The 26,376-nt window shown below is 71.9% G+C and carries 26 protein-coding genes and 2 pseudogenes; 12 read left to right on the top strand and 16 right to left on the bottom strand.

The window, feature by feature from the left end; all coding sequences use genetic code 11:
* Positions 1–57 precede the first annotated feature (57 nt).
* Complete coding sequence (locus AB0D32_RS20945; protein WP_357092467.1) at positions 58–576, bottom strand: DUF2087 domain-containing protein; 519 nt, start codon at positions 574–576, stop codon at positions 58–60.
* Positions 577–663: 87 nt separating this feature from the next.
* Positions 664–1,161 carry a MarR family transcriptional regulator gene (locus AB0D32_RS20940; RefSeq protein WP_357092464.1) on the bottom strand — a complete coding sequence of 166 codons (498 nt, stop codon included), beginning with the start codon at positions 1,159–1,161 and terminating at the stop codon, positions 664–666.
* Positions 1,162–1,230: 69 nt separating this feature from the next.
* Between AB0D32_RS20940 and AB0D32_RS20935 the strand changes: the two genes are divergently transcribed.
* Complete coding sequence (locus AB0D32_RS20935; protein WP_357092461.1) at positions 1,231–2,103, top strand: hypothetical protein; 873 nt, start codon at positions 1,231–1,233, stop codon at positions 2,101–2,103.
* Positions 2,104–2,123: 20 nt separating this feature from the next.
* On the opposite strand, the gene AB0D32_RS20930 is transcribed toward AB0D32_RS20935, so the two are convergent.
* The gene (locus AB0D32_RS20930; protein WP_357092458.1) at positions 2,124–2,756 is read right to left on the bottom strand and encodes a response regulator transcription factor; all 633 of its coding nucleotides are present in this window, start codon (positions 2,754–2,756) and stop codon (positions 2,124–2,126) included.
* The gene (locus tag AB0D32_RS20925) at positions 2,753–3,958 is read right to left on the bottom strand and encodes a sensor histidine kinase (protein WP_357092455.1); all 1,206 of its coding nucleotides are present in this window, start codon (positions 3,956–3,958) and stop codon (positions 2,753–2,755) included. Before AB0D32_RS20925 ends, AB0D32_RS20930 begins: the two co-directional genes overlap by 4 nt.
* Before the next feature lie 179 nt (positions 3,959–4,137).
* Between AB0D32_RS20925 and AB0D32_RS20920 the strand changes: the two genes are divergently transcribed.
* The 3 genes from AB0D32_RS20920 (at position 4,138) to AB0D32_RS20910 (ending at position 7,409) form a co-directional block, all read left to right on the top strand.
* A complete protein-coding gene (locus AB0D32_RS20920) occupies positions 4,138–5,205 on the top strand; it encodes an ABC transporter permease (protein ID WP_357092452.1) in 1,068 nt (355 codons plus the stop codon).
* On the top strand, positions 5,202–5,882 hold the full coding sequence (locus tag AB0D32_RS20915; RefSeq protein ID WP_357092448.1) for an ABC transporter ATP-binding protein: 681 nt from the start codon (positions 5,202–5,204) through the stop codon (positions 5,880–5,882). The genes AB0D32_RS20920 and AB0D32_RS20915 overlap by 4 nt, the downstream gene beginning before the upstream one ends.
* A gap of 63 nt (positions 5,883–5,945) precedes the next feature.
* The gene (locus AB0D32_RS20910; RefSeq protein WP_357092444.1) at positions 5,946–7,409 is read left to right on the top strand and encodes a hypothetical protein; all 1,464 of its coding nucleotides are present in this window, start codon (positions 5,946–5,948) and stop codon (positions 7,407–7,409) included.
* Between the two features lie 37 nt (positions 7,410–7,446).
* On the opposite strand, the gene rox is transcribed toward AB0D32_RS20910, so the two are convergent.
* The gene (gene rox, locus AB0D32_RS20905; protein WP_357092442.1) at positions 7,447–8,874 is read right to left on the bottom strand and encodes a rifampin monooxygenase; all 1,428 of its coding nucleotides are present in this window, start codon (positions 8,872–8,874) and stop codon (positions 7,447–7,449) included.
* A 551-nt stretch (positions 8,875–9,425) separates the two neighbouring features.
* Between rox and AB0D32_RS20900 the strand changes: the two genes are divergently transcribed.
* The 5 genes and pseudogenes from AB0D32_RS20900 (at position 9,426) to AB0D32_RS20880 (ending at position 13,534) form a co-directional block, all read left to right on the top strand.
* Entirely contained in the window at positions 9,426–10,601 is a 1,176-nt protein-coding gene (locus tag AB0D32_RS20900) for a macrolide family glycosyltransferase (protein WP_357092439.1), read from the top strand.
* A 183-nt stretch (positions 10,602–10,784) separates the two neighbouring features.
* Positions 10,785–11,204, top strand: coding sequence for a DUF4326 domain-containing protein (locus AB0D32_RS20895; protein ID WP_357092437.1), 420 nt, complete (start codon positions 10,785–10,787; stop codon positions 11,202–11,204).
* Positions 11,205–11,226: 22 nt separating this feature from the next.
* Positions 11,227–11,678: pseudogene (locus tag AB0D32_RS20890) on the top strand (NUDIX domain-containing protein); the annotation flags it as partial.
* Positions 11,679–11,745: 67 nt separating this feature from the next.
* Complete coding sequence (locus AB0D32_RS20885; RefSeq protein ID WP_357092435.1) at positions 11,746–12,267, top strand: SigE family RNA polymerase sigma factor; 522 nt, start codon at positions 11,746–11,748, stop codon at positions 12,265–12,267.
* Positions 12,260–13,534: a rod shape-determining protein MreC gene (locus AB0D32_RS20880; protein ID WP_357092433.1), complete on the top strand. Its 1,275-nt coding sequence runs from the start codon at positions 12,260–12,262 to the stop codon at positions 13,532–13,534. Before AB0D32_RS20885 ends, AB0D32_RS20880 begins: the two co-directional genes overlap by 8 nt.
* A 231-nt stretch (positions 13,535–13,765) precedes the next feature.
* Here AB0D32_RS20880 and AB0D32_RS20875 read toward each other — a convergent pair whose 3' ends face one another.
* The 4 genes from AB0D32_RS20875 to AB0D32_RS20860 form a co-directional block, all read right to left on the bottom strand.
* Complete coding sequence (locus tag AB0D32_RS20875) at positions 13,766–14,029, bottom strand: hypothetical protein (RefSeq protein WP_357092430.1); 264 nt, start codon at positions 14,027–14,029, stop codon at positions 13,766–13,768.
* Positions 14,030–14,244: 215 nt separating this feature from the next.
* Positions 14,245–14,943 carry a class I SAM-dependent methyltransferase gene (locus AB0D32_RS20870; protein WP_357092427.1) on the bottom strand — a complete coding sequence of 233 codons (699 nt, stop codon included), beginning with the start codon at positions 14,941–14,943 and terminating at the stop codon, positions 14,245–14,247.
* 600 nt (positions 14,944–15,543) lie between these two features.
* Positions 15,544–15,672 carry a hypothetical protein gene (locus tag AB0D32_RS20865; protein WP_357092424.1) on the bottom strand — a complete coding sequence of 43 codons (129 nt, stop codon included), beginning with the start codon at positions 15,670–15,672 and terminating at the stop codon, positions 15,544–15,546.
* Positions 15,673–16,343: 671 nt separating this feature from the next.
* Positions 16,344–18,281 carry an AfsR/SARP family transcriptional regulator gene (locus AB0D32_RS20860; protein ID WP_357092421.1) on the bottom strand — a complete coding sequence of 646 codons (1,938 nt, stop codon included), beginning with the start codon at positions 18,279–18,281 and terminating at the stop codon, positions 16,344–16,346.
* A gap of 112 nt (positions 18,282–18,393) precedes the next feature.
* On the opposite strand from AB0D32_RS20860, the gene AB0D32_RS20855 reads away from it, so the two are divergent.
* Positions 18,394–19,272 carry an alpha/beta hydrolase gene (locus AB0D32_RS20855; protein ID WP_357092418.1) on the top strand — a complete coding sequence of 293 codons (879 nt, stop codon included), beginning with the start codon at positions 18,394–18,396 and terminating at the stop codon, positions 19,270–19,272.
* Positions 19,273–19,649: 377 nt separating this feature from the next.
* Here AB0D32_RS20855 and AB0D32_RS20850 read toward each other — a convergent pair.
* Positions 19,650–20,138, bottom strand: a pseudogene (locus AB0D32_RS20850) (Tn3 family transposase); the annotation flags it as partial.
* 180 nt (positions 20,139–20,318) lie between these two features.
* On the opposite strand from AB0D32_RS20850, the gene AB0D32_RS20845 reads away from it, so the two are divergent.
* Positions 20,319–21,122: an aminoglycoside adenylyltransferase domain-containing protein gene (locus AB0D32_RS20845; RefSeq protein WP_357092415.1), complete on the top strand. Its 804-nt coding sequence runs from the start codon at positions 20,319–20,321 to the stop codon at positions 21,120–21,122.
* Between the two features lie 26 nt (positions 21,123–21,148).
* Here AB0D32_RS20845 and AB0D32_RS20840 read toward each other — a convergent pair whose 3' ends face one another.
* From AB0D32_RS20840 to AB0D32_RS20830, 3 genes are all read right to left on the bottom strand, one after another.
* Positions 21,149–21,595, bottom strand: coding sequence for a DUF6194 family protein (locus tag AB0D32_RS20840; protein WP_357092412.1), 447 nt, complete (start codon positions 21,593–21,595; stop codon positions 21,149–21,151).
* A gap of 83 nt (positions 21,596–21,678) precedes the next feature.
* Positions 21,679–23,346 (bottom strand): PH domain-containing protein, encoded by a 1,668-nt coding sequence (locus AB0D32_RS20835; RefSeq protein ID WP_357092409.1) that lies wholly within the window; start codon positions 23,344–23,346, stop codon positions 21,679–21,681.
* Positions 23,343–23,783, bottom strand: a complete 441-nt coding sequence (locus AB0D32_RS20830) for a PH domain-containing protein (RefSeq protein ID WP_357092407.1) — start codon at positions 23,781–23,783, stop codon at positions 23,343–23,345. The genes AB0D32_RS20835 and AB0D32_RS20830 overlap by 4 nt, the downstream gene beginning before the upstream one ends.
* Positions 23,784–23,816: 33 nt before the next feature.
* On the opposite strand from AB0D32_RS20830, the gene AB0D32_RS20825 reads away from it, so the two are divergent.
* The gene (locus tag AB0D32_RS20825; protein ID WP_357092404.1) at positions 23,817–24,077 is read left to right on the top strand and encodes a helix-turn-helix transcriptional regulator; all 261 of its coding nucleotides are present in this window, start codon (positions 23,817–23,819) and stop codon (positions 24,075–24,077) included.
* A gap of 43 nt (positions 24,078–24,120) precedes the next feature.
* Here AB0D32_RS20825 and AB0D32_RS20820 read toward each other — a convergent pair whose 3' ends face one another.
* The 3 genes from AB0D32_RS20820 to AB0D32_RS20810 all read right to left on the bottom strand — a co-directional run bounded on the left by AB0D32_RS20820 (position 24,121) and on the right by AB0D32_RS20810 (position 26,358).
* A complete protein-coding gene (locus tag AB0D32_RS20820) occupies positions 24,121–24,960 on the bottom strand; it encodes a nitroreductase/quinone reductase family protein (protein WP_357092401.1) in 840 nt (279 codons plus the stop codon).
* 303 nt (positions 24,961–25,263) lie between these two features.
* Positions 25,264–25,728, bottom strand: coding sequence for a DUF1992 domain-containing protein (locus AB0D32_RS20815; RefSeq protein WP_357092399.1), 465 nt, complete (start codon positions 25,726–25,728; stop codon positions 25,264–25,266).
* A gap of 63 nt (positions 25,729–25,791) precedes the next feature.
* On the bottom strand, positions 25,792–26,358 hold the full coding sequence (locus AB0D32_RS20810; RefSeq protein ID WP_357092396.1) for a GNAT family N-acetyltransferase: 567 nt from the start codon (positions 26,356–26,358) through the stop codon (positions 25,792–25,794).
* Positions 26,359–26,376 lie beyond the last annotated feature (18 nt).

The raw sequence follows: 26,376 nt of genomic DNA, 5'->3' as shown, positions 1-26,376 counted from the left end.
GCTGGCGGGCGGGACGGCTGACGCAGGCGATGTGCCGGCGGGCCGGCAGCAGCGGGATCAGTCGCCGACGCGCCAGTAGACGCCCTGCTCCCGGGCCAGCAACTGCTCGTCGACCAGATACCGGCGCAGTGTCACGTGGTCGGAGCCGCCACGCTCGCACCAGTGCCGCAACACGTCGTCCACCGCCCGCTCGGGATAGCGCACCCCGGGCTCGAAGGACTTCGCCACGTGCGCCAGCACCACCCGCCGCCGGCCGCGCTGCGCCGGCAGGCCGGTCAGCCTGTCGTCGCACACGAACGTGCGCAGCACCCGGTCGGTGGAGTCGTCGGCCGGGCGGGAGGCCGACGGCCTGCGGGCCGCCTCCCGCAACCGGTCGGCGTCCACCCGCAGGTCACGGTCACCGCCGGTGACCAGGCCCGCGTCGACGAGCCGGCGGATCGCGGTGACCACCTGCCGCGCCGGCAGGCCCGTCCGGTCGGCCACCGCCGGGGCGTCGGCGCCGCCCAGCACGATCGCCGCGAAGACCTGCCGCCGTACGTCGTCGGCGAGTGCCCCCGCCAGTGCCTGTGCCGTCATGCCGGCCACCCTGCCAGCCGGCGTACGCGGGCCGCACGTCATTTCCGGCGGGCGAGGCGGGAGGCGGACCGCCGCGGGCGGGGCCGGTCAGTCGCCCGGTCGCTCGGCGCGCAGCACCACCCGGCGCAGCAGGTCGGCCAACTGCCGTCGCTCGTGCGCGCCGAGCGCGGCCAGCAGGCGGTGTTCCTCGGCACCCCGCACGTCCATGGCGCCGTGCCAGGCCGCCTGCCCCGCCTCGGTCAGCTCCACGTCGACCCGTCGCCGGTCGGTGGTGGACGGGATCCGGCGCACGAAGCCGCGCCGGACCAGCGCGTCGACCCGGGCGGTGACGGAGGCGGGGGCCATCGCCAGGTCGCGGGCCAGGTCCGACGGGGCCGCCCGCCCGCCCCGCCCGGCCAGGGCGTGCAGGGTGTCGTACTCGTGGCGGTGCAGGTCGAGGCCGGCCAGGGTCCGTTCCTTGACCTCGCGCAGGTGGCGGGTGACGAACTGGATCCGGGTCACCGCCCCTTCGATGTCGGGGTCGAGCGTCGGCAGGATCGGCTGCCAGCGCTCGACGTGCCGGTCGACATGGTCGCGATCGCTCATGCGGCCCAGCCTATGCCGACGTCAAAATATTTGATGTCGAAAAGTTCGGCGTCGAATTACATTGTCCGGGTGAAGACCCACCCCCTGCGCCTACGCCCGTTCCGGCTGCTCTTCCTGGGCCGTACCGTCTCCGCCCTCGGCGACGCCGTCGTGCCCGCCGCCCTTGCCCTGGCCGTGCTCCGGGCCACCGGCTCCACCGGCTCCCTCGCTCTCGTGCTGGCCTGCGCGTTGACGCCCCGCCTGCTCCTGCTGCCCCTCGGCGGCGTGCTCGCCGACCGCCTCGACGCCCGCCGCGTCGCGATCCTCGCCGACCTCGCACACGGTTGGCGGGAGGTCCGCAGCCGCGACTGGTTCTGGAGCAGCCTGCTCGGCCACGGCGTGTGGAACGGCGCCGCAGCCGTCCTGACGACCCTCGGCCCGGCGGTCGCCGTGCGTCGCCTCGGCGGCGAGGGCGTGTGGGTGCTGATGCTCCAGGCCGGCGCGGTCGGCATGCTCGCCGGCTCGCTGCTCGCCGCCCGGATCCGCCCCCGCAGACCGGTGCTGGTGGCCAACCTCGGGCTGGCCAGCTACGCCGCACCGCTGGCCCTGCTCGCCGTCGCCGCGCCCGCCCCGCTCGTCATCGCCGCCTACGGGGTCGCGCTGACCGCCCTCGGCTACCTCAACCCGGTGTGGCAGACCGTCGTGCAGGGCCAGTTCCCACCCCACGTCCTCGCCCGCGTCACCTCGTACGACTGGCTGGTCTCCCTCGGCGCGATGCCGCTGGGTTACGCCCTCGCACCCGTCGCCGCCCGGGCCTGGGGCGACTCGGTGCCGCTGCTCACGGCCGGCGCGCTGGTCCTCGTCGCCTGCGCCGGCACCGCCGCCGTGCCCGGCGTACGGCGGCTCACCTCGCCGTCGTCATCGCCCGGCGACGAGGTGACCCGGCGCACGGTGAACGCGTGACCAACGCCCCGGCACGCCCGTCAGCGACGGATCAGGCCGCGAGCCCTGGCGACGGCGACGGCGGCGGTGCGGGAGTCGACGCCCAGCTTGCCGTAGACGTGCACCAGATGCGTCTTGACGGTGGCCTGGCTGAGATGCAGCCGCAGACTGATCTGCTGGTTGGACAGCCCGTCGGCGACGAGTTGGAGGACCTCGGTCTCGCGGCGGCTCAGGGCGACGCCCGGGGTGCGCATCCGGTCGATCAGCCGGTTCGCGACGGTCGGGGCGAGAGCGGAGCGGCCGGCGGCGGCGGCGCGCACGGCCGCGGCCAGTTCTTCGGGCGGGGCGTCCTTGAGCAGGTACCCGGTCGCCCCGGCCTCGACGGCGGCGAGGATGTCGGCGTCGGAGTCGTAGGTGGTCAACACCAGCACGACGGGGCCGTCCGGGCGTGCGGTGATGGCGGCCGTGGCGGCGGCGCCGTGCATGCCCGGGCCGAACTGGAGATCCATGAGCACCACGTCGACTCGCTCCCGTTCGGCGAGCGCGACGGCCCGCTCGGCGGTGGCGGCCTCGGCGACCACCTCGAAGTCGGGCTCGGTGGCGAGGACGGCGCGCAGCCCGGCGCGGACGACCGGATGGTCGTCGGCGAGCAGCAGCCGGATCGGAGCGCTCACGTGCCCACCGCCGACCCGCCGGTGCCCGGGAACGCGAAACTGACGGCCAACGCGGTGCCCCGGCCGGGCCCCGACTCCACGGCCAGGCTGCCGCCGAGCTCCTCGGCCCGGGCCCGCATCGCGGCCAGCCCGAACCCTCCGTCGCCGCCCCGCCGGCCGGCGTCGTCGACGTCGAAGCCCGTACCGTCGTCCACCACGTCGAGAACGACGCCGAAGTCCCGGTATCGCAGGGTCACGTCGGCGCGGCTCGCCCCGGCGTGGCGGACGGTGTTGGCCAACGCGGACTGGGCGATCCGCAGCAGGGCTACCTCGTGACCGGTCGGCAACCGCACCGCCGTCCCGTCGAGATGCAGGCGCACGGCCAGCCCGGACCGGTCGGCGGTAGCGGCACACAGCCGCCGCAGGGCCGCCGGCAGCGAGCCGCCGTCGAGGCCGGGCGGGGCCAGCGCGCGGACGAAGCGCCGGGCCTCGGCGAGGTTGTCCTGCGCCGTGCGGCGGGCCTGCTCGACGTGGCCGGCTGCCACGTCGAGCTGCTCGGGAAGGGCCCGCTGGGCGGCACGCAGCAACAGCTGGATGCTCGACAACCCCTGGGCGAGGGTGTCGTGGATCTCGCGGGCGAGGCGTTCACGTTCGGCGAGGACACCGGCGGCGTGCTCGGCGGCGGCCAGGTCGGCGCGGGTGGCGGTCAGCTGCTCGATCAACCGCTGCCGGCGCTCGCTCTCCCGGTACAACGCCTGGTAGCCGAGCACGGTGCCGACCGAGACGGCGGCGCCGATGACCGGACCGATCACCACGCCCGGCGTGACAGTCCCCTGATGACCGGCGACGCCGACGACCGCCACCACGGTCGTCGCCGCCACCGCGAGCGTCCCCCAGCGGGCGGGCAGCAGGAACAGGTGCAGCAGGAACAGCGGAAACGCGAACCACACCCCGTCCGGGGTCAGGACCAGCAGCACCAGCCACCCGGCCGTCAGCACCACAAGCCACACCGCGGCTGCCCGGCGGGACCGGTGGACCAGCGGCAGGGCCGCCCCGGTGGCGTAGACGCCGGCCAGCGCCACCGACGCGGCGAGCACGGCGGCGCGCTGCGGCCCCTGCCCGGTGAGGGCCCGTACGGCGGCGACCGCGAGCAGGACCCCGACCAGCAGGTGCAGGCAGACGCGCAGCACCCGCAGCGGCCGAGCGAGCGATTCCGGGTTCACGATGTCTCCAGGCTAGGACGCCGACGGTCGCCGCCATCAACCAAAGGGTTGATCCTGACGTACGCAGTTCGACTCCCCGAACCCGATCCGCGGCGCGATGGCGACGGCCTCGATCCGCGCGACGGTTGTGGCGGGCCGTCACCGCGGCCCTCCCCCGTCACCGGAAGGCTGATGCGATCGTGTTCGTCGCATGGAGAGATCTGCGGTTCGCCAAGGGCCGCTTCGCCCTGATGGGAACGGTCGTCACGCTGATGACGCTCCTGGTGGTCCTGCTGTCCGGGCTGACCGCCGGCCTGGGTCGGGGCAGCACCTCGGCGATCGCCGACCTGCCCGCCGACCACCTGGCGTTCTCCGCCCCGGCCGACGGGCAGAAGCTGTCGTTCACCGAGTCGACCGTCACCCCGGAGCAGTGGCTCCGCTGGCAGTCCGTGCCGGGGGTGACCGGCGCCGCGCCGCTCGGCATCGCCACCACCAGGGTCAGCGCCGGCAACCGCAGCGCCGCACTGTCCGCGTTCGGCGTCCCGCCCGGGTCGGGCCTGGCGCCCGACACCCTCGCCGCCGGGCAGGCCGTGCTGTCCCGGGGGGCAGCCGACGCGCTGGACGCCCGGCCCGGACAGACCGTGTCCGTCGGCGGACGCCAGCTGACCGTCGCCGGGGTGGCCGGCGACGCCTCGCACAGCCACACGCCGGTCATCTGGACCGACCTGGGCGACTGGCAGGGACTGGCCCCCGGCGCCGGGGACGCCGCGACGGTCGTCGCGCTGACGACCACGCGCGACGCCGACCTGGCTGCCGCCGACCGGCAGTTGCAGACCCGCACGGTCACCCGCTCGGCGGCACTGTCCGCGATCGGCTCGTACACCGCCGAGAACGGGTCACTGCAACTCATGCGCGGCATGCTGTTCGCGATCTCCGCACTGGTCATCGGCGCGTTCTTCACCGTGTGGACCATCCAGCGCGCGGCTGACATCGCCGTGCTGAAGGCGCTCGGCGCCACCACCGGGCACCTGCTGCGCGACGCCCTCGGCCAGGCCCTGGTGCTACTGCTCGCCGGCACGACCGTCGGCACCGCGCTCGCCGTCACGATCGGTGCGGCGGCGTCCGGGGTGGTGCCGTTCGCGCTCACCGCCGGATCCGTGCTGTTCCCGGCCGCCGTGATGATCGCGCTCGGCGCGACCGGCGCCGCCCTGTCCATCCGCCGCATCACGTCCGTCGACCCGCTGATCGCCCTGGGGAGCGCCCGATGAGTCTCGACCTCGCCGACGTCACGCTGACCTATCCCGACGGCGACAGCCGCCTGACCGCGCTCGACCGGGTCAGCCTGAGCGTGCCGGCCGGCACCACCACCGCCGTCATCGGCCCCTCCGGCTCCGGTAAGTCGAGCCTGCTGGCGGTGGCCGCCACCCTGATCACCCCCGATTCGGGAACGGTGGTCGTCGCCGGCACCGACACCACGGGGCTCGCCCGGGGGGAGATGACCGCGCTGCGGCGCGAGAAGATCGGGATCGTCTTCCAACAGCCGAACCTCATCGCCTCGCTGACCGCCGCCGAACAGTTGCAGGTGATCGCCCACCTCGCCGGCGGTTCCCGCCGCGCCGGGCGCGACCGCGCCGCCGAGTTGCTGGCCGCGGTGGGGCTGACCGGGCAGGCCGACCGTCGTCCGCACCAGCTCTCCGGCGGCCAACGCCAACGGGTCAACATCGCCCGCGCCCTGATGAACGACCCGGCGGTGCTGCTGGTCGACGAGCCCACCAGCGCGCTGGACCACGACCGCGGTGCGGCGATCATCGAGCTGGTCACCGACCTCACGCGACGGCGCGGCACCGCCACCGTCCTGGTCACCCACGACCGGGGGCACCTGCACCGGGTCGACGCGGTCGCCGAGATGGTCGACGGCCGGCTGCGCCTGCCGGCCCCGGCCTGAGCACACCGCCGCCCGATGCGGCAGAGTGACACCGTTGGCTCGGGGCGAGGGAGGGCGGTGTCCGTGGAGGGTCCGACGGGAGTGGTGTTTCCGAAGACCGACGCGGGACGCAGTACGTCCGCGCTCGGGCGGGCGGTCGTCGCCGACGCCCTGCGTGCCGTCGATCCGGTCGGCGCGCGCTCGGCGGAACACGAGACGAACTGGCGGCACGGGTACCTCGGGCACTTCCGGCGGCTCGTCGAGGCCGGGCTGCTCTCACGCGACGCCGCGGTGACGATCGCCCGGGACGGCCTCGCCTCGCTGCACCGCCGGATGTCCGTGCTGCGCGCCGACGGCACCGAGACCGGTCTCGGTGCCGTGTTCGCCGCACCCACCGAGGCCGAGCCGCTGCGGACGACGACGGTCACCGGCACCGGTGAGGCCGAGCGCGAGCTGTCGCTGCCGTACCGGGGGCAACGGCTGCGCGGCGACGACCTGCGCCGCCGCCTCGACGCGTGGGTCACCGCCGGCGTCGTCGAGCCGTCCTGCGCCGACGCGGTACGTGCCGTCATGGCCAACCCGGACTGGCTCGACCTGCGCGACCAGCGCATCGTGGTGCTCGGCGCGGGCGCGGAGATGGGCCCGCTGCCGTCCGTGCTGCGCTGGGGCGGCGACGTCGTCGCGGTCGACCTGCCACGCCCGGAGATCTGGCGACGCCTGCTGCACACGACGCGCCGCTGCGGCGGCCGGCTGCACCTGCCCGTCCCGGCCGGCACCGACCCCGACGACGACGCGCTGGCCGCCCGCGCCGGCGCCGACCTGCTGCACAACCTGCCGCAGGTGGCCGACTGGCTCCTCGGTGTCGACGGCCGGCTCGTCCTGGGCAACTACGTCTACGCCGACGGCGCGACCAACGTCCGGGTCGCCACAGCGGTCGACGCGCTCACCGTCCGGTTGCAGGAGCGCCGCGACGACGTGGCGCTCGCGTTTCTGGCCACCCCCACCGACGTCTTCGCCGTTCCCGGTGACGCGGTACAGCACGCCGAACGGGGCTACGCGGCACGCGGCATCCTCCGCCGGTCGTTGCGGGTGGCCTCCGGCGGCCGGCTCCTGCACCGCAACTATCCGCCGGGCGCCGACCCGGGCGTCAACGACAGCCTCGTCCCCCAGCAGGGCCCCAACTACGCGCTGGCGAAACGCCTGCAACGGTGGCGGGCGACGGCGGCCCGGGACGCGGGGACGACCGTGTCGTTCACGGTCGCCCCACCCACCCGGACCCGCTCGGTGCTGCGCAACCGGGCACTGGCGGCCGCGTACGCCGGTGCGCACCGCTTCGGCATCGAGGTGTTCGACCCGGCGACCAGCAACACGCTGATGGCCGCGCTCCTGGTGCACGACCTGCGCACCGGCGGCGGCCCGGCGCTGCCGCACCCGTGGCAGGACGAGGCGTACGGTGCGGCGCACGGCGGGCTGTGGCGGGTGCCGTACGCCCCACGCAGCGCCCTGGGCCTCGCCGTTCTGCTCGGTCTCGGCGGCGCCCGGGCCTGACCCGCCTCACACCCTTGTCGACCCGCGGCTGCCGCGCTCAGTTGACGGCAGTGCCGAACCACTCGGGCAGGTGGCCGAGCAGATCCTGCTGATCTTCACCGACCCACGCCACGTGGCCGTCCGGCCGCAGCAGCGCTGCGGGCACGTCCAGTTCGTCGCTGACGTCGACGACGTGGTCGACCCGATCTGCCCAGCCCGCCACCGAAAGCCGGCCGGTCTGGTCGAGCAGCAGCCCGCGACCGCCGTGCATCAGCTCGTAGAGGCGCCCTCGCCTCAGCCGCACGTCGCGCATCCGCCGGCCGAGCAGTTCATGCCCCTCACCGAAGTCGTAGCGGACCCCGATCGCAGTGATCTTCTCGGTCAGGTACCGGTTGACGTCCTCGAAGTTCATCAGTTCCGACAGCAGCCGCCGCACTGACCGGGCACCCGGATCGAGGGAAAGCAGCTGCATCTGCGCACGGGTGTTGTCCAGCACGTCTGCGGCGACCGGGTGCCGTTCGGTGTGGTAGCTGTCCAGCAGCCCTTGCGGCGCCCAGCCGTTGATCTCGGCGGCCAGCTTCCAGCCGAGGTTGAACGCGTCCTGGACACCGAGGTTGAGGCCCTGCCCACCGACCGGCGGGTGGATGTGCGCCGCGTCGCCGGCCAGCAGCACCCGGCCGGTCCGGTAGCGCTCGGCCAGCCGGGTGGCGTCGCCGAAGCGGGAGAGCCAGTGTGGTGAGTGCATGCCGAAGTCGGTGCCGGCGAGCTCCCGTACCTGCTGTTTCAGTTCGTCAAGGGTCGGCGGGACCGTACGGTCCTCGGCCACTCCTGCGGCCGGCGCTACGACGCGGTACACCCCGTCCCCGAGAGGCATGGCGCCGAACCGCAACTGGGTCTTGCGGACTTCGGCCATCACGGCGGCCAGCGTCTCCGGCGGCGCGGTCAGCTGCACCTCGCCCAGCAGTGTCTCGACCCTGGTGGGCTCACCGGGGAAGCCGACGCCGAGCAGCTTGCGCACCGTGCTGCGACCACCGTCGCAGCCGACGAGGTAGCGCGAACGTAGCCGCGTGCCGTCGGCCAGCTCCACGGTCACCCCGTGCTCGTCCTGGTTCAGCCCGACCAGTTCGCAGCCGCGCCGGATCTCGACGCCGAGTTCGGTGGCATGCTCGGCCAGCAGGCGGTCGGTGACGGGCTGCGGGATGCCGAGGACGTACGCGTGTGCGGTGTCCAGCCGGCCGGGCGACGGCTTGGGGATGGCGGCGAAGAAGCCACCGACCGGATGCCGCTGACCGAGCGCGAGGAACCGCTCCAGCAGGCCGCGCTGATCCAACATCTCGATGCTGCGCGCGTGCAGGCCGAGGGCGCGGACAACCCTGGTCGGTTCCGGCTCCTTCTCCAGCACGAGCGCGTGCACGCCCTGTAGCCGCAGCTCGCTGGCCAGCATCAGGCCCGTCGGTCCACCACCGGCGACGATCACATCGATCACGAGAATCCCCCATTCACAAGGTCGCATTGCGGCCAGCTACTCCGCGCAGGTCCGGCGGCGGCGCACCTTCGCGCCGTGTGCCCGCGACCGCACCGCGAGTCCCACCGGCGGTTCGACGTCACGCGAAACCCACACGTCGACAAGGGAACCCGCACTTCGCGAATCCGCGATTCCCGCAGGCACTGGCTTCGACCGGAGATTCTGTGTCACTACCCGGGTCTTGCCGCAAGGCCCCCGGTGCGCTATACGTTAGGAGTGGCAGGGAGTTCTACTCCTTGCCTTTTGTCTTGTCGCCAGCTCCGGAGCCGTGGTCACCACTGACGTACCCGACTACGGGATCGTCGGCGGCAACCCCGCACGGCTCGTCCGCGCCGGTGCAGCGAAGAGGACATCGCTCGGCTGGTTGAGGTGGCCTGGTCGGGCTGGCCGGACGGAACACCTCACCGACCACGTACGGACGATCGTGTCGTGCAGCATCGCCGACCATCGGCGAGGCCGGCGCGCAGGCCTCGCCGTGTCCCTTCCGCCGTAGACCTGAAGTGAGTGATTCCATGTCCCGTCGCCGCACCCACATCGCGATGGTCGGCATCCCCGCCGTCAGCCACGTCCTGCCCAGCCTCGAGGTCATCCGCGAGCTGGTGGCCCGCGGTCACCGAGTGACCTACGCCAACGACCCGGCGGTGGCCGATCTGATCACGGCCACCGGCGCCGAACTGGTCAACTGCGCCTCCGCGCTGCCGGTCGCCGACAACGACTGGCCCGACGACCCCATCGCCGCGATGGACCTCTTCCTCGACGACGCAATCCGAGCACTGCCCCAGCTGCGCGCCGCCTACCAGCACGACCCGGCGGACCTGTACCTGTACGACATCGGCGCCTACGCAGCGCGCGCCCTCGCCGAATCGCAGCGCCGGCCCGTCATGCAACTGTCCCCGACGTTCGTGGCCTGGGACGGCTACGACCGGGACGTCGCGGCCCACCTGCGGCAACTACCGGGTGCCGACGCCTACCGGGCGAAGTTCGCACGGTGGCTCGCCGGCTGCGGTGCGTCCACCACCGACGTGGACGCATTCTCCGGCCGGCCGTCGCGGGCTCTGGCCCTGATCACCCGGGCGATGCAGCCGCACGCCGACCGGGTCGACACCGACACGGTGACCTTCGTCGGGCCCTGCTTCGACGCGACGACGGGCGCGGACGGCTGGACCCGTCCGGCGGATGCAGAGAACGTGCTGCTGATTTCCCTGGGCTCGGCATACACCCGTCAACCGGAGTTCTACCGTCAGTGCCTGGCGGCATACGGCAGTCTGCCCGGCTGGCATGTCGTACTCCAGATCGGCAAGTACACCGACCTGCGGGACCTCGGCGACATTCCGCCCAACGTGGAGGTGCACGCCTGGGTCCCGCAGCGGGCGATCCTGGAGCAGGCGGACGCCTTCGTTACCCACGCCGGTATGGGCGGCTGCGGCGAAGGACTGCTGGCAGGCGTCCCGATGATCGCCGTGCCGCAGGCCGCCGAGCAGTTCATGAACGCCGACCGGCTCGTGGAACTGGGCGTGGCCCGTCGCATCGACACCGCGCAAGCCACCGCCGAGACCCTGCGGGCGGCCCTGATCGACCTGGTCACCGACGCGGAGGTCGCCCGCCGCTCGGCACTGCTGCGCGTCGACGCACGGGCCGAGGGTGGCACCCCGCGCGCCGCCGACCTGATCGAGAGCATGCTGGCCTAACCCCCTCAGGTTCTCGGGCTTCTTGTGCCGGGGGCCGTCCATCCTGCTCGCGGCCCGGTGTCACTGATGCCCGCAAAACTGGCCCTCACCCTGCCCCTCAATCAACTGCAGGCATGGCGGGACCGGCCCGCCACCGAACTCGCCGACGAGGGCCCGCGGTGACCTCCCCACGGCGGGGCCGAGTTGCTCGGCGACCTGTACCACGGGCGGATCCCGGCCGGAGCGGTCTACGCCGGCCGCGCCTCGCCCGGCCTGCCGGCGAGCCGGTACGCCAACCCGCACCGCGTCGGCTCCTGCCGCCGCTGCCGCCGGGAGCACGACCAGGCCGACGCGGTGGCCGCGTACGCCGACGACCTCGACCGGCAACCAGACCTCGTGGCCGTCGCGCGACGGGACCTCGCCCACGTCGACGCCTGCTGGTGCCGCGAGAACGTGCTCCTCTGCCACGGCGAGGTGCTGCTGCGGGTCGCCGCCGGCGCCACACCCCGCACCGCCCTGGCGGCCGTACTCGGCGGAACTCCCGCCGCCACCCCACTGTTCGCGGGGTCGGGGTCGTGCTGGAACACGACCCCGACCACTACCTCCGGAACCCGAAACCGCTGACCAACAACCCCGAGACACCTGAATGGCAGACCCATCATTACCGACCCACCTACATCCACCCGACGTGTACCTGCGCGGCGTCGCGCGGGGCTGGGCCGACCCGCAGACCGACCCCACCCGCATCGACTGGTCCGCCCGGCAGGCCGCCGCCGCCATCCCGTTCCGGGTCGTCAACGGCCGGCCGGTCAACCCGGGCGAGCGCACCCCCGTCCACTACGGCCGCAACCGCCTCGGACACTGGGGCGAGACGTAGTGGGCCGACGCCGCGGTGACCGCCACCGACACCACCGGTGGCCGGTGGATCGTCATGATCGAGCGCCGGACGGCGGGGGCGCTGCCCGGCGGCCACATCGAGCCGGGCGAGACCCCGGCCGACGCGGCGGCCCGGGAGCTGACCGAAGAGCCCGGCCTGGTCGTCACCCTCACCGACCCGTGGGTCGAGATTATCGATCGTCAAAAGTTCCGGAGTCACGGCAACGTTTGCTGGGGTCGAGAGCGTAAGTAGTGGCCGTGAGTTTGAAACTGAGGGTGCGGGTGGCTGATGCATGATCGCGAGGATAAGGAGGTGACAGCCTTTGTGCGGGCGCGTTACGGATCGCTGCTCCGGACCGCCTTCCTGCTGTGCGGAGACCGAGGGAAAGCCGAGGATCTGGTCCAGACGACGTTGGCCAAGACGGTTGTGGCGTGGCCTCGGCTTCAACGCTCGGAAGGCGTCGATCACTACGTTCGGCGCATTCTAGTCAACACCTTCGTGACCTGGAGGCGGCGCAGATCCTGGTGGGAGCAGCCCTTGGGTCGGCTGGTGGAGAGTCAGGCACGCGACGAGTACGTGGGGGTGGAACAGCGAGATTTGCTCCGCCGGGCGTTGGACGGGCTGCCAGCACGACAGCGTGCCGCCGTCGTACTGCGCTTCTACGAGGATCTGTCCGAGCAGGACACGGCGCATGTCCTGGGTTGTTCGGTTGGCACGGTCAAGAGTCTTTCTTCAAGGGGTCTGCAGACTCTGCGTAAGCAGTGGGTTGGGGCCGACGCTGTTGCCGATGAAGAGGTGCGCTATGCGTGACACGACCGAGTTGCGTGACGGTCTGGCGGATCTGGCCGAGTCGGTGGTACCGACCGAGGGCTATGAAGGCAAGATCATGCGGCGGGCAGACCGGCGTCGTGGGCGGCGGCGTATCGCCGCTGGAGCCGCTGCTGCCGTGTGCGTGGCGGTGCTGGTCACGACGTTTCGGGTTATCGGATTCGGGCCCACACCCCAACTCGCTGCACCGCCGCCGGACGGCCCGTTTCTGGGCTGGTCCCCGGTGGGAGACGTGGACGCCGGCCTGGTACGTGAGGCCACCAGCGTCTGGGACCGTACCAACTCGGCAGGCCCGCACACTGATGTTCGGGCCCTTGTCGCGACGCGCCATCCACGCCTGCGCTCGACGGTGGTCGTCCTGCAGGGATACGACAAGCAGGGCGACGCGCGGTTGGCGTTCTTCACCGGTGATCTTGGTGCGGCGGACGCCTTGCGGATACGGGTTGATCGGCCGGCGCCCGACCCGGTGAAGACTCAGGTGATAAGTCTGGTCAGTCCACGGTTGTCCGGAGCCACCGGCGAGGTCAGTAATGGCCCCGCGGGCACCTATGCCATTGCCCTCGCCATGCCGGGCGTGACAGCGGTGCGGGTGTCGAGTACCGCCGTCGAAAATGAAATGATCCAAGAACCGGACGGACCCACCAGTCGCCTTATGGTAAAACGATTCCCGCTCGCTGCGACCGCGCAGACGACGACGATCGCGGGGTTCACCAAGCCGAAGCGACCGTTCGCCAGCCTCACGAAGGTGTTCGAGGTTCCCGGTGAGGACGGCGTGGACGGCGACGCGCGGGCCGTACCCGCTGAGGTACTCCGCAGGAACGGCCAACAAATTATTGTGGCGTTTCCGAAGGATCAGGGAGTCCGGCGAGGGCAACTAGCTGTTGTCGCCGAAGGCTTGGTCGGACGCGTAACAGCAGTAGATAACGTCCGCGGCGAAGCCACTGTCGACCTCGTTACCAGCACCGGGTTCACCGGCCAGGTATACACGAATATCAGTAATGTTCCGGGTTCCGTACGTGGCACCGGCGGAAAGCTGGTCATGGAAGGCGTTCCCGCAGACGGTGAGGTTTACCAGACCAACCGTGTCTTGATGCCGGATCCGTCCCAGCAGAGCAGTCAGGTTGGCGCTGTCACGATCGGGCGAGCGTCTGCGGACAAGGCGGCAGGCGCGACCACGGTGGAGCTTACGCCAACAGCCGACCTTGCCAACGTGACCAGATTGTCGATCATGACGCCATCCGCTCCCTGACGGCGCAGCCGATAGAGCCAACCCACCACGTCACACACCTGGGCCGACAGCCTCACCCATCGTCCGACGAACCTCATCGCCGTCGGGACCGGCGTAGGCGACTTCGAACCCGGTCGGAGGGACCATCCGGGACCCGGAAATGGCCCGCAAGCGCTCCGCCAACCCCTGGCCTCCTGACGACGTCCCTTGCGTTGGCACCATTGCGGGCAGATCCATGTCGCCGAACGGAGCTCAGTCTCCGTACCAGTGGAGCACCAGGCCAGGCTCGTCACGCCACCGCGCCAGCAGCGCCCGTAGCGCCGCCACCAGCTCACGCTCCACGTCGTTGCCCGCCGCCGTCTTGAGGCGGTCGACGTCGGCATCGAGCTGCGGCAGATTCTCATGGCTGAGTACGCCATCTGACCATGGGTCCAGCTGACCCAGAATCAGAAGTCGGTTTCCGCCGGCCGCATTCACCAACGGCAGCAGGTCCTCCACAGACACGTCGAGCAGCAAACCGCGTTCCTCCGCCGTGGCCCACTCTTCGGCGTCAGCCCGGCGGCGCTCTCGCCGCTGCGTCCGGGTAGCACGACGAGGACTCTTCGAACGCGGTAGCGGAGGGCGTAGCACCATCAGCAACCCCACCCTGGTGACGCTACGGCATCACTTTCCCTGAGCCGGAATCAGATCCACCGAGCCCTTTCCGGCCAGCGGACATCGCACTGCTGCCCTTAGTGTACTTCCAAGACAAAGAAGATGAAGCAGATGAAAGCGGTTCGGTCGCCGAGGTCGGGCGGTAGGAGTTCGCGTGGGGTGTCGGGTGAGAAGGGAGGCTCACTGATGACCGCGATGCGGAAGCCGGCCTCGGTGAACGCGTCGGCCATCGCGTGCAAGGGCCGGTGCCAGAAGGTCAGCACGGCGCGCTCGTCGCCGAAGATGTACTCGTCCGAGTACTGCGTAACGGAGAAGTAGTCGGCTTTGGGGTCGCTCGCTTCGAGGACGCGGGGGTGGTTGACCGAAAGAAGGAGGCGGCCGCCGGGCTTCAGCACGCGCCGCAGCTCGGACAGTGGTGCTTTCCAGTCTTGCAGGTAGTGCAGCACGAGCGAGGCGACGACATCATCGAATGCGCCGTCGGCGAACGGTAGCGGCAGGCTGATGTCGGCTACCCGCAGGTCGGCGTCCTCACCCAGCCTCTTTCGTGCCAGTTCGATCATGGCGGGGCTGGAGTCGACCCCGGTCACGATGGCGCCCTTCGTGCGAAGGGCTTCGGACAGGGGCCCGGAGCCGCACCCGGCGTCGAGGATTCGACGGCCGTGGACATCGCCGGCGAGCTTGAGCATTGCCGGTCGCTCGTAGTGGGCGTTGAAGAGGCCTGACTCGTTCTCTCTTGAGTAGCTCTGGGCGAAGCCGTCGTAGTGGTCGGCCCTCATCGCGTCCTCGCTTCTCTGGGTGCTTGCCGGACGGGAGAACCGGTCGATCGTGGCACAATCCCCCTTCCCTGCGCTGCCCCTGCCGCGAGGTGAACCAGCGCACCGCGCCGGCACGGCTCGAACGAGACGAACCAGCAGGATCCCAACGGTCACCCTGACGAACGCCAGCGAGACAGCTACGGCACCACTTTCACTGAGCCGGCATCAAATCCACCGAGCCGAGGCGTCAACCTCACTGCGCCACATCAGGTGCGCAGAGCCAGGACACCAACCCGTGCCAGCGCAGCTACGGCTCACCGCAGCGCCCCGCGCATAACAGTCATTATGATGTCTGGTCGATTTGCACCCTTCATCCCACCTGATTGCTGGTTTGTCATTACCAGTAATCCGTTAATAGACGAAGGAGTGCCCCGCGTAGGCAACGCAGATCGGAGGTTGCTGCTGGGCGGATCCGAAGGAAGCGGAGAGGGCCCCTCGCTTGGGTAGCTGTCCCAGCCCGCCAAATATTCGATCTTGAGTGATGCTGGCCGCCGGGGTGTCCCGGGTGTGAGTAGTTGAGGTACAGGAAATCCCGGTGAGATTGATCTTGCTGTGCTTCCCCTACCGGTCGCCGTTCCGGGCCTGCACGAGCAGCTGGGCCACCAGGTCGTCGGAGCCGCCTTCGGCTTGGCGGGCCAGTTCGTCCAGCACGGTGTCGCCGTTGAGGACCTGCGCGGTGAGCCGTTCCATCAGCGCCGGGTCGGTGCCGCTGCCGGGCCCGGTGATGCAGGCATAGACCGGACGGCGGGGGCTGATGACTTGTGCATCGTCGGACCCGGTGGCGTCTTCGGCCTCGGCGAGCGCCCGGTACAGCGAGGCGACCGAGGGGTGCTTGCCCGCGTTCTTGCCGGTCTTGAAACGACTGTCCGAAGTGCGAAGCCCCGGCCGGCAGCCCGTGCCGCACCCGGAGTGGGAAGTGTGCGACCGTGTTTGCGGCTTGATCGGGCGTCAGATCCACCCGGGCAGTGTGTCAGAACTGTCTCGCACAACATGCCGGTTTTGAGAGGGGTTCTGCGAACGGCGACCTGCGGATTCGCGAGCGGCTCCGGGGTGTTCGCAGAACTCTCGCAACTGGTCATTTATGCGAATCGTCGAGCGTCACGCTTGTCACCAAGCAGTTGCAGACGGCCCGCTGGCCCCCACGATGCGGTTGACAGCAGGGACCATCACCAGGGCTGTCGCCTAGATTGCCACAGCGCCCTGCGCGAACGCCTACGGGCAGTGGATCACCACGCGTGGCGCCGAGACCGTCGCCGACTGCCTGGCGTCGACGACGGATGCCCCTGAAGTCATGGCGACCTGATTCCGCCGGGGCCGCGGGGTGGGTGCGGACGGGCTCGGGGTTCGCGGATTGCGGTCGCTTACCCCGCTCCGGCGCATGCCTCCGCCTCTGCCAGGTACCGCGCCACCGGGCCCAGGGTCACCATTCCGCTGGTGGCGCCGGCATGTTCGGCACAGGCATCGCGCAGGGCAGCCTGGGCGCGTGCGGCGATTCCGGGCTCGCCGAGGCGTACGGCGGCGCGGACGGTCAGACACCACATGGCCTCCTGCATGTGGTCACGCGGTGGGTCGGGCACCGTGGCGAGGGCGGCACGGGCCTCCTCGGTCCGGTCCTGGGCGAGCAGTACGAGGGGTCGTGCCCAGGGTCGGTACGGGCCCCAGTCGAGGTGCGGGTCGGTGGGCGCGGGCCGGTCGTGCAGCAGGCGAAGTCCCAGTAGGGCGAGCGGGAAGAGGCCGCGGTGCAGCCCGGGCATTCCGGACGTTCGGAGGGCGTTCTCGGCAGCGCGGTAGTGCGCCGCGGCCGTGGCGGCGGTCGGTCCGCCGGGTTCGGTGCTGCGGGCGGCTGTGACCCGGGCCCGGAACCACCCGGTAAGGACGGGGACGAGGGGCGCCTCGATGGTGGCGGCGAGCTGTTCGGCGGCCTCGGCGTGGGAGGTTGCGGTGTCGAGGTCACCGAGGGCGGAGGCGGACTGCAGGCGGATGAACCGGCCGAGTACGGCGAAGTTCGGCAGGTCGTGCCGGGTGGCCAGGTCGAGGATCTCGGCGCCGGTCCTGTCCCGTGCGGCCGCGAGCCCGGGACGGGTGAAGGACTGAAGGAACACCCCGTTGAGGGCGAAGGCGAGCAGGGCGGGATCGGCCAGATCCCGTGCCAGCGCCTCGGCCCGCCGCGCCGCCTGCCGCGCGCGCCCCGGCTCGGTCCCGGACAGATCGGCGCTGCGGCTCTCGACGGCGATCGTGGCGAGCAGGCGGGCGGAGAGGTCGGCGGGGCCGTCGGGGCCGAGCGCGGTGAGCGTGCGCTCGGCGGCCGCGACGACGGCGCGGGACTGCTCGGGGTCGTCGGCCCGGCTCCAGAGGGCGGGCACGTCGTAGGCACCGATGATCCGGGCGGTCAGGGAGAGGTCTCCCGTACGTTCCGCGGCCTGGACGGCGACGAGACGGTCGCGCCGCGAGTGGACGAGGGCGCCGCCACCCGCCAGGGCGAGGGTGCGGGCCAGATCCACGGTGGTGCGCGGACCGAACCGGACACCAGGGCCGGCCCACGCGGTACGTGCGCCTTCGAGCGGCACGGACCCGCCGAGGATCTCCATCTCCAGGCGTTGCAGGTCGGCACCGGGGTCCAGTCCGAGTTGGTTGACGAGCATCGCGCGGGCGCGGCGGAGGGTGGCCAGCGCGTCGGCCCGGCGGCCCGCACGGTACTGCGCGCGGGCGAGCAGCCCCCAGGCCGGCTCGCGCCACGGATGTTCGGCGACATGAGCACCCAGCCCGGCAACGAGATCGGCCCCTTCCCCGGAGTCGAGGAGGAGGCGGGCACGCAACTCCACGCCCTCCAACCGCAGTTCCTCCAGCCGGATCCGCTCGCGCTGCGCCCATGCGGAGCCGGGCACGTCGGCGTACGCGGGTCCGCGCCAGGCCGCGAGTGCCGCGCCGAGGTCGGTCACCGCGTCGGGGTGGCGCCGGGCACGGGCCAGGGTGTCCTGGAACCGGTGGACGTCCACGTCCTCGCGCGGCAGGCGAAGCGCGTAGCCGGGACCTTCGGTGACGATGACGCGCGGCGGATTGCGGGGCGGTCGGTCGGGTTCGAGGGCACGGCGCAGCGCGGCGACGAACGTACGCAAAGCGCCAACGGCGCGGGCAGGCGGAACGGTCCACAGGTCATTGACAAGGGTGTCGGTGGTGACCATCCGTCCCTCGGCGGCGACGAGCCGGGCGAGTACCTCACGATGGCGGGGTCCGCCCAGGTCAACCGGGCTGCCGTCGTCGCGGAGGGCACGCACCACACCGAGCACGTCGATTCGCATGCCCCCATCCTCCGTGCCAGGGGCCGACTGCGCCCAACCGTACTGATCGGCTGCTGATCGCCGTCGCCCAAGCTGATCCGGTCAAGTCCCCGACCCGAAAAGGTGGTCCCTCATGACGCTCACCATTCCCGGCTTCGATCACATCCGTCTGCCCGTTGCGGACGGTGTGGAGCTGGCTGCAGCTGTCGGCGGCAGCGGTAGCCCGGTCGTGCTGTTGCACGGTTTCCCCCAGACCCACCTGATGTGGCGACACGTCGCCGAGCGGCTCGCCGACGAGCACATGGTGATCTGTCCTGACCTGCGGGGCTACGGCGCCAGCGACAAGCCGGCGGCCACCGACCCCGATGTGTACGCCAAGCGCACCATGGCCGCCGACGTCGTGACCCTGGCGGCGGCGCTCGGCCACGAGCGCTTTGCCCTCGTCGGCCACGACCGAGGCGCCCTGGTCGCCTTCCGGACGGGGTTGGACCACCCTGAGACCATCACGCACCTGGGCATCCTCGACATCGTGCCGACGCTCGACATGTGGAACGTCCTGCACGGCACCTCGGCGGCGGTCGGCTACCACCTCTTCCTCATGGCGCAGCCGCCGGGCCTGCCGGAGGCGATGATCACAGGCAGCGCGGACGCGTTCTTCGGCTCGTTCCTCGACGCCTGGGCCAACGACCCGACCACCATGCCCGAGGATGTACGTGCCGAATACCTGCGCGCGAGCGCCGCGGCAGTGACGTCGATCGTCGCGGACTACCGGGCCTCGGCGGACATCGACGTCATGCACGACCAAGCGGACCTGGACGCCGGGTCGCAGCTGGCCATGCCCGTGACGGTCGTCCAGCAGGACTGGGGCTCGCAGCTCGGCTTCGACGCTGCCGGGGTGTGGAAGGCGTGGGCGCCGGACCTGGACCACCGGCTGACCCGCGCCGGGCACTTCATGGCCGAAGAGGCACCCGACGAGATCGCAGCCGCGATCCGGGGCCTGCTGGCCCGCTGAGCCTCCTGCTCTCGACTCGTGGCTGGACCACGGCCGGTCGGCGAGCGCCCGGCACTCGGCGATCAGCATTCTGGCTTCGGGAACGAGTTCCGGACCCACTTTCGGGCGACTCTTGGCCCCACTTCGCGATCTCCGCGGGGCTTGATCGGGAATGAGCATTGGCCCCACCTCGTGGGAGCTGGCTTGGTCGGCGGGTGGGGCCGGAACTCGCTGGAACCGCCTCCCGGAAACCGGCGGTGGGGCCGACGCGCGTCCGTAGGTGGGGCCAGGAGCCGTTCCCGAAACCAGCATTCTTTTCTTACGCTGGGTACCCAGGCGATGCCGCCCGGCCTACACGGGGTGCAACGAACGGCCTAACGTCTTGGGTGCGCCGGCGGTCAGTCCTCTTCCTCGTCGTCCTCGGCCGTGGGGTCGCGGAAGGGGCGCAGGCCCTGGCCGGGGCCGCTGGCCGTGATGTTGAACAGGTAGCGGCCCAGGAAGTTGATGTGCCGGTCCCTGAGCGGGGAGAGGCGGGCTGCGTCCTCGTCCTTGATGTCGTGGCCCTCGGCGCGGAGCCGGGCCACGGCGGCATCCAGGTAGCGGGTGTTCCACAGCACCACCGCATTGAGGACCAGGCCCAGGGCGGCCAGCTGGTCCTCCTGGCCCTCGCGGTACGCCTGGCGGATCTGACCCCGGCCGCCGTGGCAGATCGCGCGGGCGAGCCGGTGGCGGGACTCCTGCACGGTGAGCTGCCGGTTCATCAGCCGGCGGTAGGTGTCGTCCACCGGGTCGACCAGGGCGAGCAGGTGCATGGTCTTGTCGATCCGCCCGTACTCGGCGAACGCGGCCCCCAGCGGGGTCGGGTGGCCCTCGCGGCCAAACATCCGCCTGAATCGGGCGCGTGAGCCCGGCCCGATGGCCCGGCCCCGGCCCACGGCAGCGACTGCCCCTGCTACCCGCACCGACCGAGAGCGGGTGGGGTGCGCTGAACGGGTGGACCGCCGGGCCGGGCCACCAGGCCTGAGCACCCTTCTCACGCTCGAAGTAACGAGGAGGATCATTGGTGTATGAATGCTGGGGTGACACCACAGTCGAGCGCCGCTGCGCTCACCGCTGCGAGGCATCTCGCCTGGGCCTGCGCCGATATCGTCGGTCCGTCGGTCCGGTCGGTGATCCTGCACGGCTCACTCGCCGCCGGTGACTTTCACCCCGGCCGTAGTGACATCGATTTGCTCGTGGTGGCTGAGGGCGCGCTCTCCGACGCGCAGGCCGACGCGCTGGAGATCCTCGTACGCCAGGCTGATCTTGGCGGCGCGAGCGGCATCGATCTGCATGTCGTGGCCGCCAAGGTCGCCGGCGCGCCGACGCGGATGCCGCCGATGGAGCTGCACATCGGTCGGTACGACGGCTCCTCCATCGGGGTCGAGGTCGAGTCGCGGGTGGCCGCCGCGCCCGACCTGCCGGCCGAGCTGTCCATGGCCCGCGCAGACGGGCACGCCCTGGTCGGCGCCCAGCCGCACGACGTGATCGCGCCGGTGCGGGCCGACTGGATCCGCGAGCGCGGCAGGCACTGGCTGAAGACCTGGCGGTCTCATACCGACGACGCGGAGGACGCCGTGCACATGGTGCTCACCGCCTGCCGCATCTGGCGCTTCACGGTCGACGGGACGCACTCCTCCAAGTCTGAGGCTGCCCGCTGGGCCCTGAACCAGGATCCGTCGCTGACAGCGATTCGGCAGGCCGTGCATCAGTACACAGTCGATCCGGCCGCGCCGGTCGACGCGGCCGGCATCGCCCGCGTGTTGAACACCGCCCTACGCGAGACCGCACCCGCCTCGTCCCACGCCGACGGTGGTCCTTCAGCTCGATGACCCAGGCACGCCGGCCGGCGCGGGGCTCAGGGCGAGGCCCGCCGGGACCGGTGGTTGGCGTGCTTGCGGGCCGCGAAGTCGTACGCCTCGGCCAGCAGCCGCCGCACCGTGTCCACGGTCGCCTCACCGGGGTCCACCACGCACACCCAGTGCTGCGAAGCGTAGACCGGATGCGGCAGCACGGTGTCCGTCACGGTGTGGTCGACGTCGCCGTCCGGCCCGTGCCGCTGCGGAAACAGCGCGCCGTACGCCGACCGGTCCAGTCCGATGTTGAGCCGCCACGCACCCGGCCTGCTCAGCGCGGAGGCGTCGTCGTAGTGGTCGCCGGTCACGATCGTCGCGAACGGCATCTGTCGCTCGGCGGGCAGGTCGCGCCCGGGGTCGTAGACGAAGAAGGTGTCCCCGTTCGCCTCGAGGGCGTCGACCCCGTCGAAGGTTTCGCAGACGTACCGCTTCGTGTCCTCAACGTTCATGCCTCAATTTTTTCATTGAAATGCTGGTTGAGGCTTTCGCCCATTTCCTATCAGTCGAGGCCGGCGAACCCTCAAATGCGGTTTCAGCCCGGCCACCGCCTTCGCGTGGCCTGGGCCCGGACGGTGCCCGGAACCGAATCGACACCGGCCGGGAGCACGAGCGGTGGACCCGGATCCGCGGGTGCGACGGTGAAGGGGGCGAGGAGACCGGGCAGCACCTGCTCGGCCAGGGCGGTCACGTCGGCGGCGGCGACGTCGATCGCCGCGTACCGGCCGTGTCCGGCGGCGGTGGTGGCGGTCAGGGTGGCCAGGCCGAGCCGCCGCTGCCACACGCTCTGGCGCACCCGCCAGCCGATGACCGCCCGCCCCCGCAGCGCCGCCGTGGCCCGGCTCACCAGGCCCGAGCGGACCACCAGGTGATCGCCGGAGACCGTGTGGCCCAGCGCCCGGTACGCCACCACGGCGGCCACCAACACCAGCGGCGCCAGCACGACGCCGATCAGCCAGATCCGGGTCGCGCCGAGCGACTCGCCCAGCACGGCCAGCCCGCCGGTGGCCAGTGCCACGGTCAGCACCGCCCAGCCGGCGCGGCGGCGCAGCGCGGCCCGGGGATGCCGGCGCAGCGGCGCGGTCAACGGATTCGGGTCCGCCTCCAGCACCGCCGCCGCGACCGTACGCGCCACCCTGAGTGGACCGCGCGGCAGGATCGTGGTCGCGGGCGTCATGCTCCACACCGCCAGGCCGGTGGTGATGACGTTCGTGTCGGCCGTGCCCATCCACCGCCACAGCACCGGCTCGGCGATCTCCACGCCGCGCAGCCGGTCGTCGTCCCGGTCGACCTCCCGGGTCTTGAACAGCCCATGGGTGGTGCGCAGCACGCTGCCCCCGAGGGTGGGGACCCGCAGCAGCCGGAAGTTCCAGTACTCGGCGACGAACGCCACGGCCATACCGAGGACGCCGAGCACACCCGCGGCGGCGACACCGAGTACGACGGTTCTACCCGTTCCCAGCGAGCGCCAGTCCACCAGCCCGGCGACGGCGTCGACGGCGTCGACGGCGTCGAGGCCGAACGACTGTGCCGTCCAGTAGGTGCCCCAGAACAGACCGGCCGCCATCACGAACGCCCACCAGTTGACGACGTTGTGCACGATCCACGACCAGCGGATCCGGGCGAGGACGACCGCCCGCTCCGGCAGCAGGGCACCCGGGGCAATGGGGCCACCGCCCGCCGGGTCACTCCCGCCGGACGTGGGGCGCCGGGTCGCCGAGGGTCCGCCAACTGGGCCCGGATGCCCGGCGGCTGCGCCGCGCAGGAGTTCCCGGCGCAGCCGCTCGGCCGTCGCGACGGTCACCGCGTCCAGCCGCAACGCCTCCCCGTCCGTGCCCGACAGGCCGGCCCCGACCGTCACCACCCGCAGCCCGGCCAGCCGGTGCCGCAGCAGCGCCGTCGCCTCGACACTGCGGATCCGTTCCCGACGCACCGACCGGTGCGTACGCAACAGCAGACCGGTGCGCAGTTCCACCCGCTCGTCGGTGACCCGGTACCGGGTCTTCAGCCAGCGCAGCAGGTCCCTGGCGGCGCCGGTGACGCCGATGACCGCGACGGCCAGCACCGGCCACAGGGTCGACAGCCGGGGCTCGACCCGGAACACCGTCACCGCCAGGCCGGCCGGGGCCAGGGAGAGCAGGCTGCGTACCGCGTCGACCCACACCACGCGTGAGTCGAGCCGGCGCCAGGGCGGGCCGCTCACGTCGCGTCTCCCGTGGTCTGCCGCACCAGCTCGGTGAGCTGCCCCGCGGTGTGGGCGGCGACGTCGGCGTCCAGCCCCACCAGGCGCACCGCCCCGTGCGCGGACGCCGTCGTCACGGTCACCGTCGTCACGGTCACCGTGGCCAGACCGAACAGTTGCTGCAACGGGCCGCGCACCCGGTCCACGGTCTGGATCCGCGACATCGGGGCGACCTGCCACTCCCGCACGAACCAGCCCGAGGTCGCGTACACCGCATCGGCGTTGGTCTCCCACCGGTGCACCGCGTACCGCCACCACGGCACCACGGCGGTGTGCCCGGCGGCGAGCACCGCGACCACGACGAACGCCGGGCCCAGCCACGGCCGGGCCGGCCCGAACACCGCGTACGCCACGCCGAGACCGGCCAGCACCGGGGCAGCGCCCAGCAGCGACCGCACCGTCCACCAGCCGATCGCCCGCCGCTCGACCCGATGGACCGCGTCGCCGCCGGCGGCGGGCCACCCGTCGACGCGCGACGGCGGCGGGCCCGGGAGCGGTTCGGCCTGCTCACCGAACGGGAGCGGGAGGTTGCCCTGGCCGTCGCGGCGGGACTGTCCAACGCGGACGTCGCCGGCCGGTTGTTCATGTCCGTGGGCAGCGTCAAGGCGCACATCTCCAGCGCCCTGACCCGGCTCGACATGACCAACCGGATCCAGCTCGCGCTGCTCGCCCACGACGCCGACGACGACTGAGGGCGGCACGGCTCACCCCACACCCGTGCCGCCCTCACCGCACCTACGCCTGGTCGATGCTGTCGAGGACGGGGATGAGCTGCTCCTCCTCGTACGTCAGATGGGCCTCCAACTCGGTGGTGAGCCGCTCGACCTGCCGGCGGGCCTCGGCCTGGTCGGCGTCGGGGTCACCGACCACCTGCTGGAGGCGCTCGACGAGCGCCGCGATGTGACGGTGTTCCTCGCGCAGCCGCGCCAGCGTCGGGGCGAGGTCCGGACGCTTCCCCTCCAGCCCGGCGAACATCCCCGCGTCCTCGTTGCGGTGATGGTGGTGCAGGCCCTGGCAGACGGTCAGGCAGTTCACCCGCAGTTGGGCGCCCAGCCCCGTACCGGAGCCGGCGACCTCGTCGCGGATCAGGGCCAGTTCGCGGCGGAACGCGTCGTGGACCAGCTTGAGTGCCGCGCCCCAGGACGGCGCCTCCGGCGGCCCGCCCGCCACCTGGTGCAACGCCACCACGGGGATCACCCGGGTCGTCTTCGCCTGGTACGTGCCCCAACCCGGGTCGGCCGCCACGGCCCGGTCGAAGATTTCGTCGCGTTCGGCGCCGGTCAGCACGACCGCACGCGCCTGGTAGGTGAAGACCCCGTCCTCGACGGTGACGTCGGGGTTGGCGAGGAGGTTGTGGTACCAGTGCGGATGCCTCGGGGCGCCACCGGCCGAGGCGATGACGAGGATGCGTTCCTCGCCGTCGGGCAGGTAGCCGACCGGGGTGGTGTGCGGGGTGCCGGAGCGGGCTCCCGTGGTCGTGAGCAGGATCAGCCGGGCTCCCTCGAAGGGCCCGCCGACCCGGCCGGAATTGGCGCGGAACTCGTCGATGATCTGCTGGTTGAAGTCGTTGGGCAATGCTCTGCTCTCTGCTCGGCAGGAGGTGCGGCCACGGTGGATCGCCCGCCCGGCGATGGTGGCGGCGAGGACGCGGGTACGCCGGCGCAGGGACCGGCGAGGACGGTGAGAAAGGCGTGCGCAGAAGCGCGCCGCGGTGGACGTGGCGTCGACACCGGCGGGTGCGGGGGCATCGGCGGACCGCGGGCCCGCCCCCGCCTCACCTGATGGCCGGGTGCCCTGTCCGCTCGTGGCTCATGGCCGACCCGGCAGTCACGGGTTCGACCCTAGGGGCTGTGGCGGCGGCGGACAACCCGATCGGGGCTACGCCCTGCGGCGGTGCCAGGGCGCTCGCCAGCCTCGCCGACGTGGCGGAGCCGACGGTGCCGGGGTCGGGGTGGCGGCGGCCTCACGTTCGGCCCGCCAGCCGCGGACCACGTCGTCGGCGTTGACCGGGCGCACCGAGACCCGGGGGCCGGTGGGCGTACGCAGCCAGGAGACGATCTGGGCGTTGAGGTCGGCGACGAACGCGCGCACGGACTCCTCGGTCGGCAGGTCCCGCACCTCGTCGGGCAGCTGCTCGATCCGGCGGCGCAGTTGCAGCGGCGTCGGCAGCAGCAGGTCGGTGGGGATCTTCTCCCGTTCCAGGAAGCTCTTGATCCACCACGACTCGTCGTACGGCTGACCGCGGCCGGGAATGGGCTTGCCCATGCCCGGTAGGTTGTCGAACTCGCCCCGCTCCTGCGCCGCGCGGATCCGTGCCTCGACCGACGCTTCCCAGCTGTCCACCTGCCGGCACCTCCCCCGGGCCCCACGGTAACGCGGCCACCGGGTCGGGGCCGACGCAAGGAGTCAGCGTCCCGCCCGGGGCGGGCATTCCCTGACGGGGTGGGCCCAGCGGGCGTGCCGGTGGCCGTCGCGGGGGAACGGTGGCCGGGCCGCCAGCACCTCCTGGAAGAGGTATCCCGCCTTCTCCGCGACCCGGCAGGACGCCGGGTTGTCGATCTGGTGCATCAGGTCCAGCCGCCGCAGGCCGGCGAACCGGGCGAACGCCCAGTCGGTGACCGCCGTCAGGGCGTGCGGGGCGATGCCCCTGCCCCGGGCGGGCGCGGCGGTCCAGTAGCCGACCTCGGCGTCCTCGCCGCCCGCGGTGACGTTCTTGAGGATCACCTGCGCCACCAGGGTCCCGCCGGCCGGCCCCGACTCGAGCACGGCGAAACTGAACCGGCGGCCGTCGTGCCAGTCGCGGCGCGCCGCCGCCAGGAAGCGGCGCGCCTCGGCGGTCGTGGTCACCGGCGCCCGGGTCCAGCGCCGCAGCACCGGGTCGCGGTAGGCGGCGATCAGGGCGTCGGCGTCGGCGTCACACCAGGGACGCAGCAGGAGTTCCGGCAGGGTCGGGGTGGCCGGGGCGTGCAGCATCGCCACAGTGTGCCCGCG

Source organism: Micromonospora sp. NPDC048170, assembly GCF_040652795.1.
In the GTDB taxonomy this organism is placed as follows: Bacteria; Actinomycetota; Actinomycetes; order Mycobacteriales; family Micromonosporaceae; genus Micromonospora.
Note: the sequence above shows the minus strand (reverse complement) of the source record. Positions and strands in the feature narration are given on the sequence as shown.

Bases quoted from the DNA above. Each gene is read 5' to 3' on its own strand.
- AB0D32_RS20945 (WP_357092467.1), bottom strand. From the start codon at position 576: ATGACGGCACAGGCACTGGCGGGGGCACTCGCCGACGACGTACGGCGG.
- AB0D32_RS20940 (WP_357092464.1), bottom strand. From the start codon at position 1,161: ATGAGCGATCGCGACCATGTCGACCGGCACGTCGAGCGCTGGCAGCCG.
- AB0D32_RS20915 (WP_357092448.1), top strand. From the start codon at position 5,202: ATGAGTCTCGACCTCGCCGACGTCACGCTGACCTATCCCGACGGCGAC.
- AB0D32_RS20900 (WP_357092439.1), top strand. From the start codon at position 9,426: ATGTCCCGTCGCCGCACCCACATCGCGATGGTCGGCATCCCCGCCGTC.
- AB0D32_RS20885 (WP_357092435.1), top strand. From the start codon at position 11,746: ATGCATGATCGCGAGGATAAGGAGGTGACAGCCTTTGTGCGGGCGCGT.
- AB0D32_RS20880 (WP_357092433.1), top strand. From the start codon at position 12,260: ATGCGTGACACGACCGAGTTGCGTGACGGTCTGGCGGATCTGGCCGAG.
- AB0D32_RS20870 (WP_357092427.1), bottom strand. From the start codon at position 14,943: ATGAGGGCCGACCACTACGACGGCTTCGCCCAGAGCTACTCAAGAGAG.
- AB0D32_RS20865 (WP_357092424.1), bottom strand. From the start codon at position 15,672: ATGGAACGGCTCACCGCGCAGGTCCTCAACGGCGACACCGTGCTGGAC.
- AB0D32_RS20860 (WP_357092421.1), bottom strand. From the start codon at position 18,281: ATGCGAATCGACGTGCTCGGTGTGGTGCGTGCCCTCCGCGACGACGGC.
- AB0D32_RS20855 (WP_357092418.1), top strand. From the start codon at position 18,394: ATGACGCTCACCATTCCCGGCTTCGATCACATCCGTCTGCCCGTTGCG.
- AB0D32_RS20845 (WP_357092415.1), top strand. From the start codon at position 20,319: ATGAATGCTGGGGTGACACCACAGTCGAGCGCCGCTGCGCTCACCGCT.
- AB0D32_RS20840 (WP_357092412.1), bottom strand. From the start codon at position 21,595: ATGAACGTTGAGGACACGAAGCGGTACGTCTGCGAAACCTTCGACGGG.
- AB0D32_RS20825 (WP_357092404.1), top strand. From the start codon at position 23,817: ATGGACCGCGTCGCCGCCGGCGGCGGGCCACCCGTCGACGCGCGACGG.
- AB0D32_RS20810 (WP_357092396.1), bottom strand. From the start codon at position 26,358: ATGCTGCACGCCCCGGCCACCCCGACCCTGCCGGAACTCCTGCTGCGT.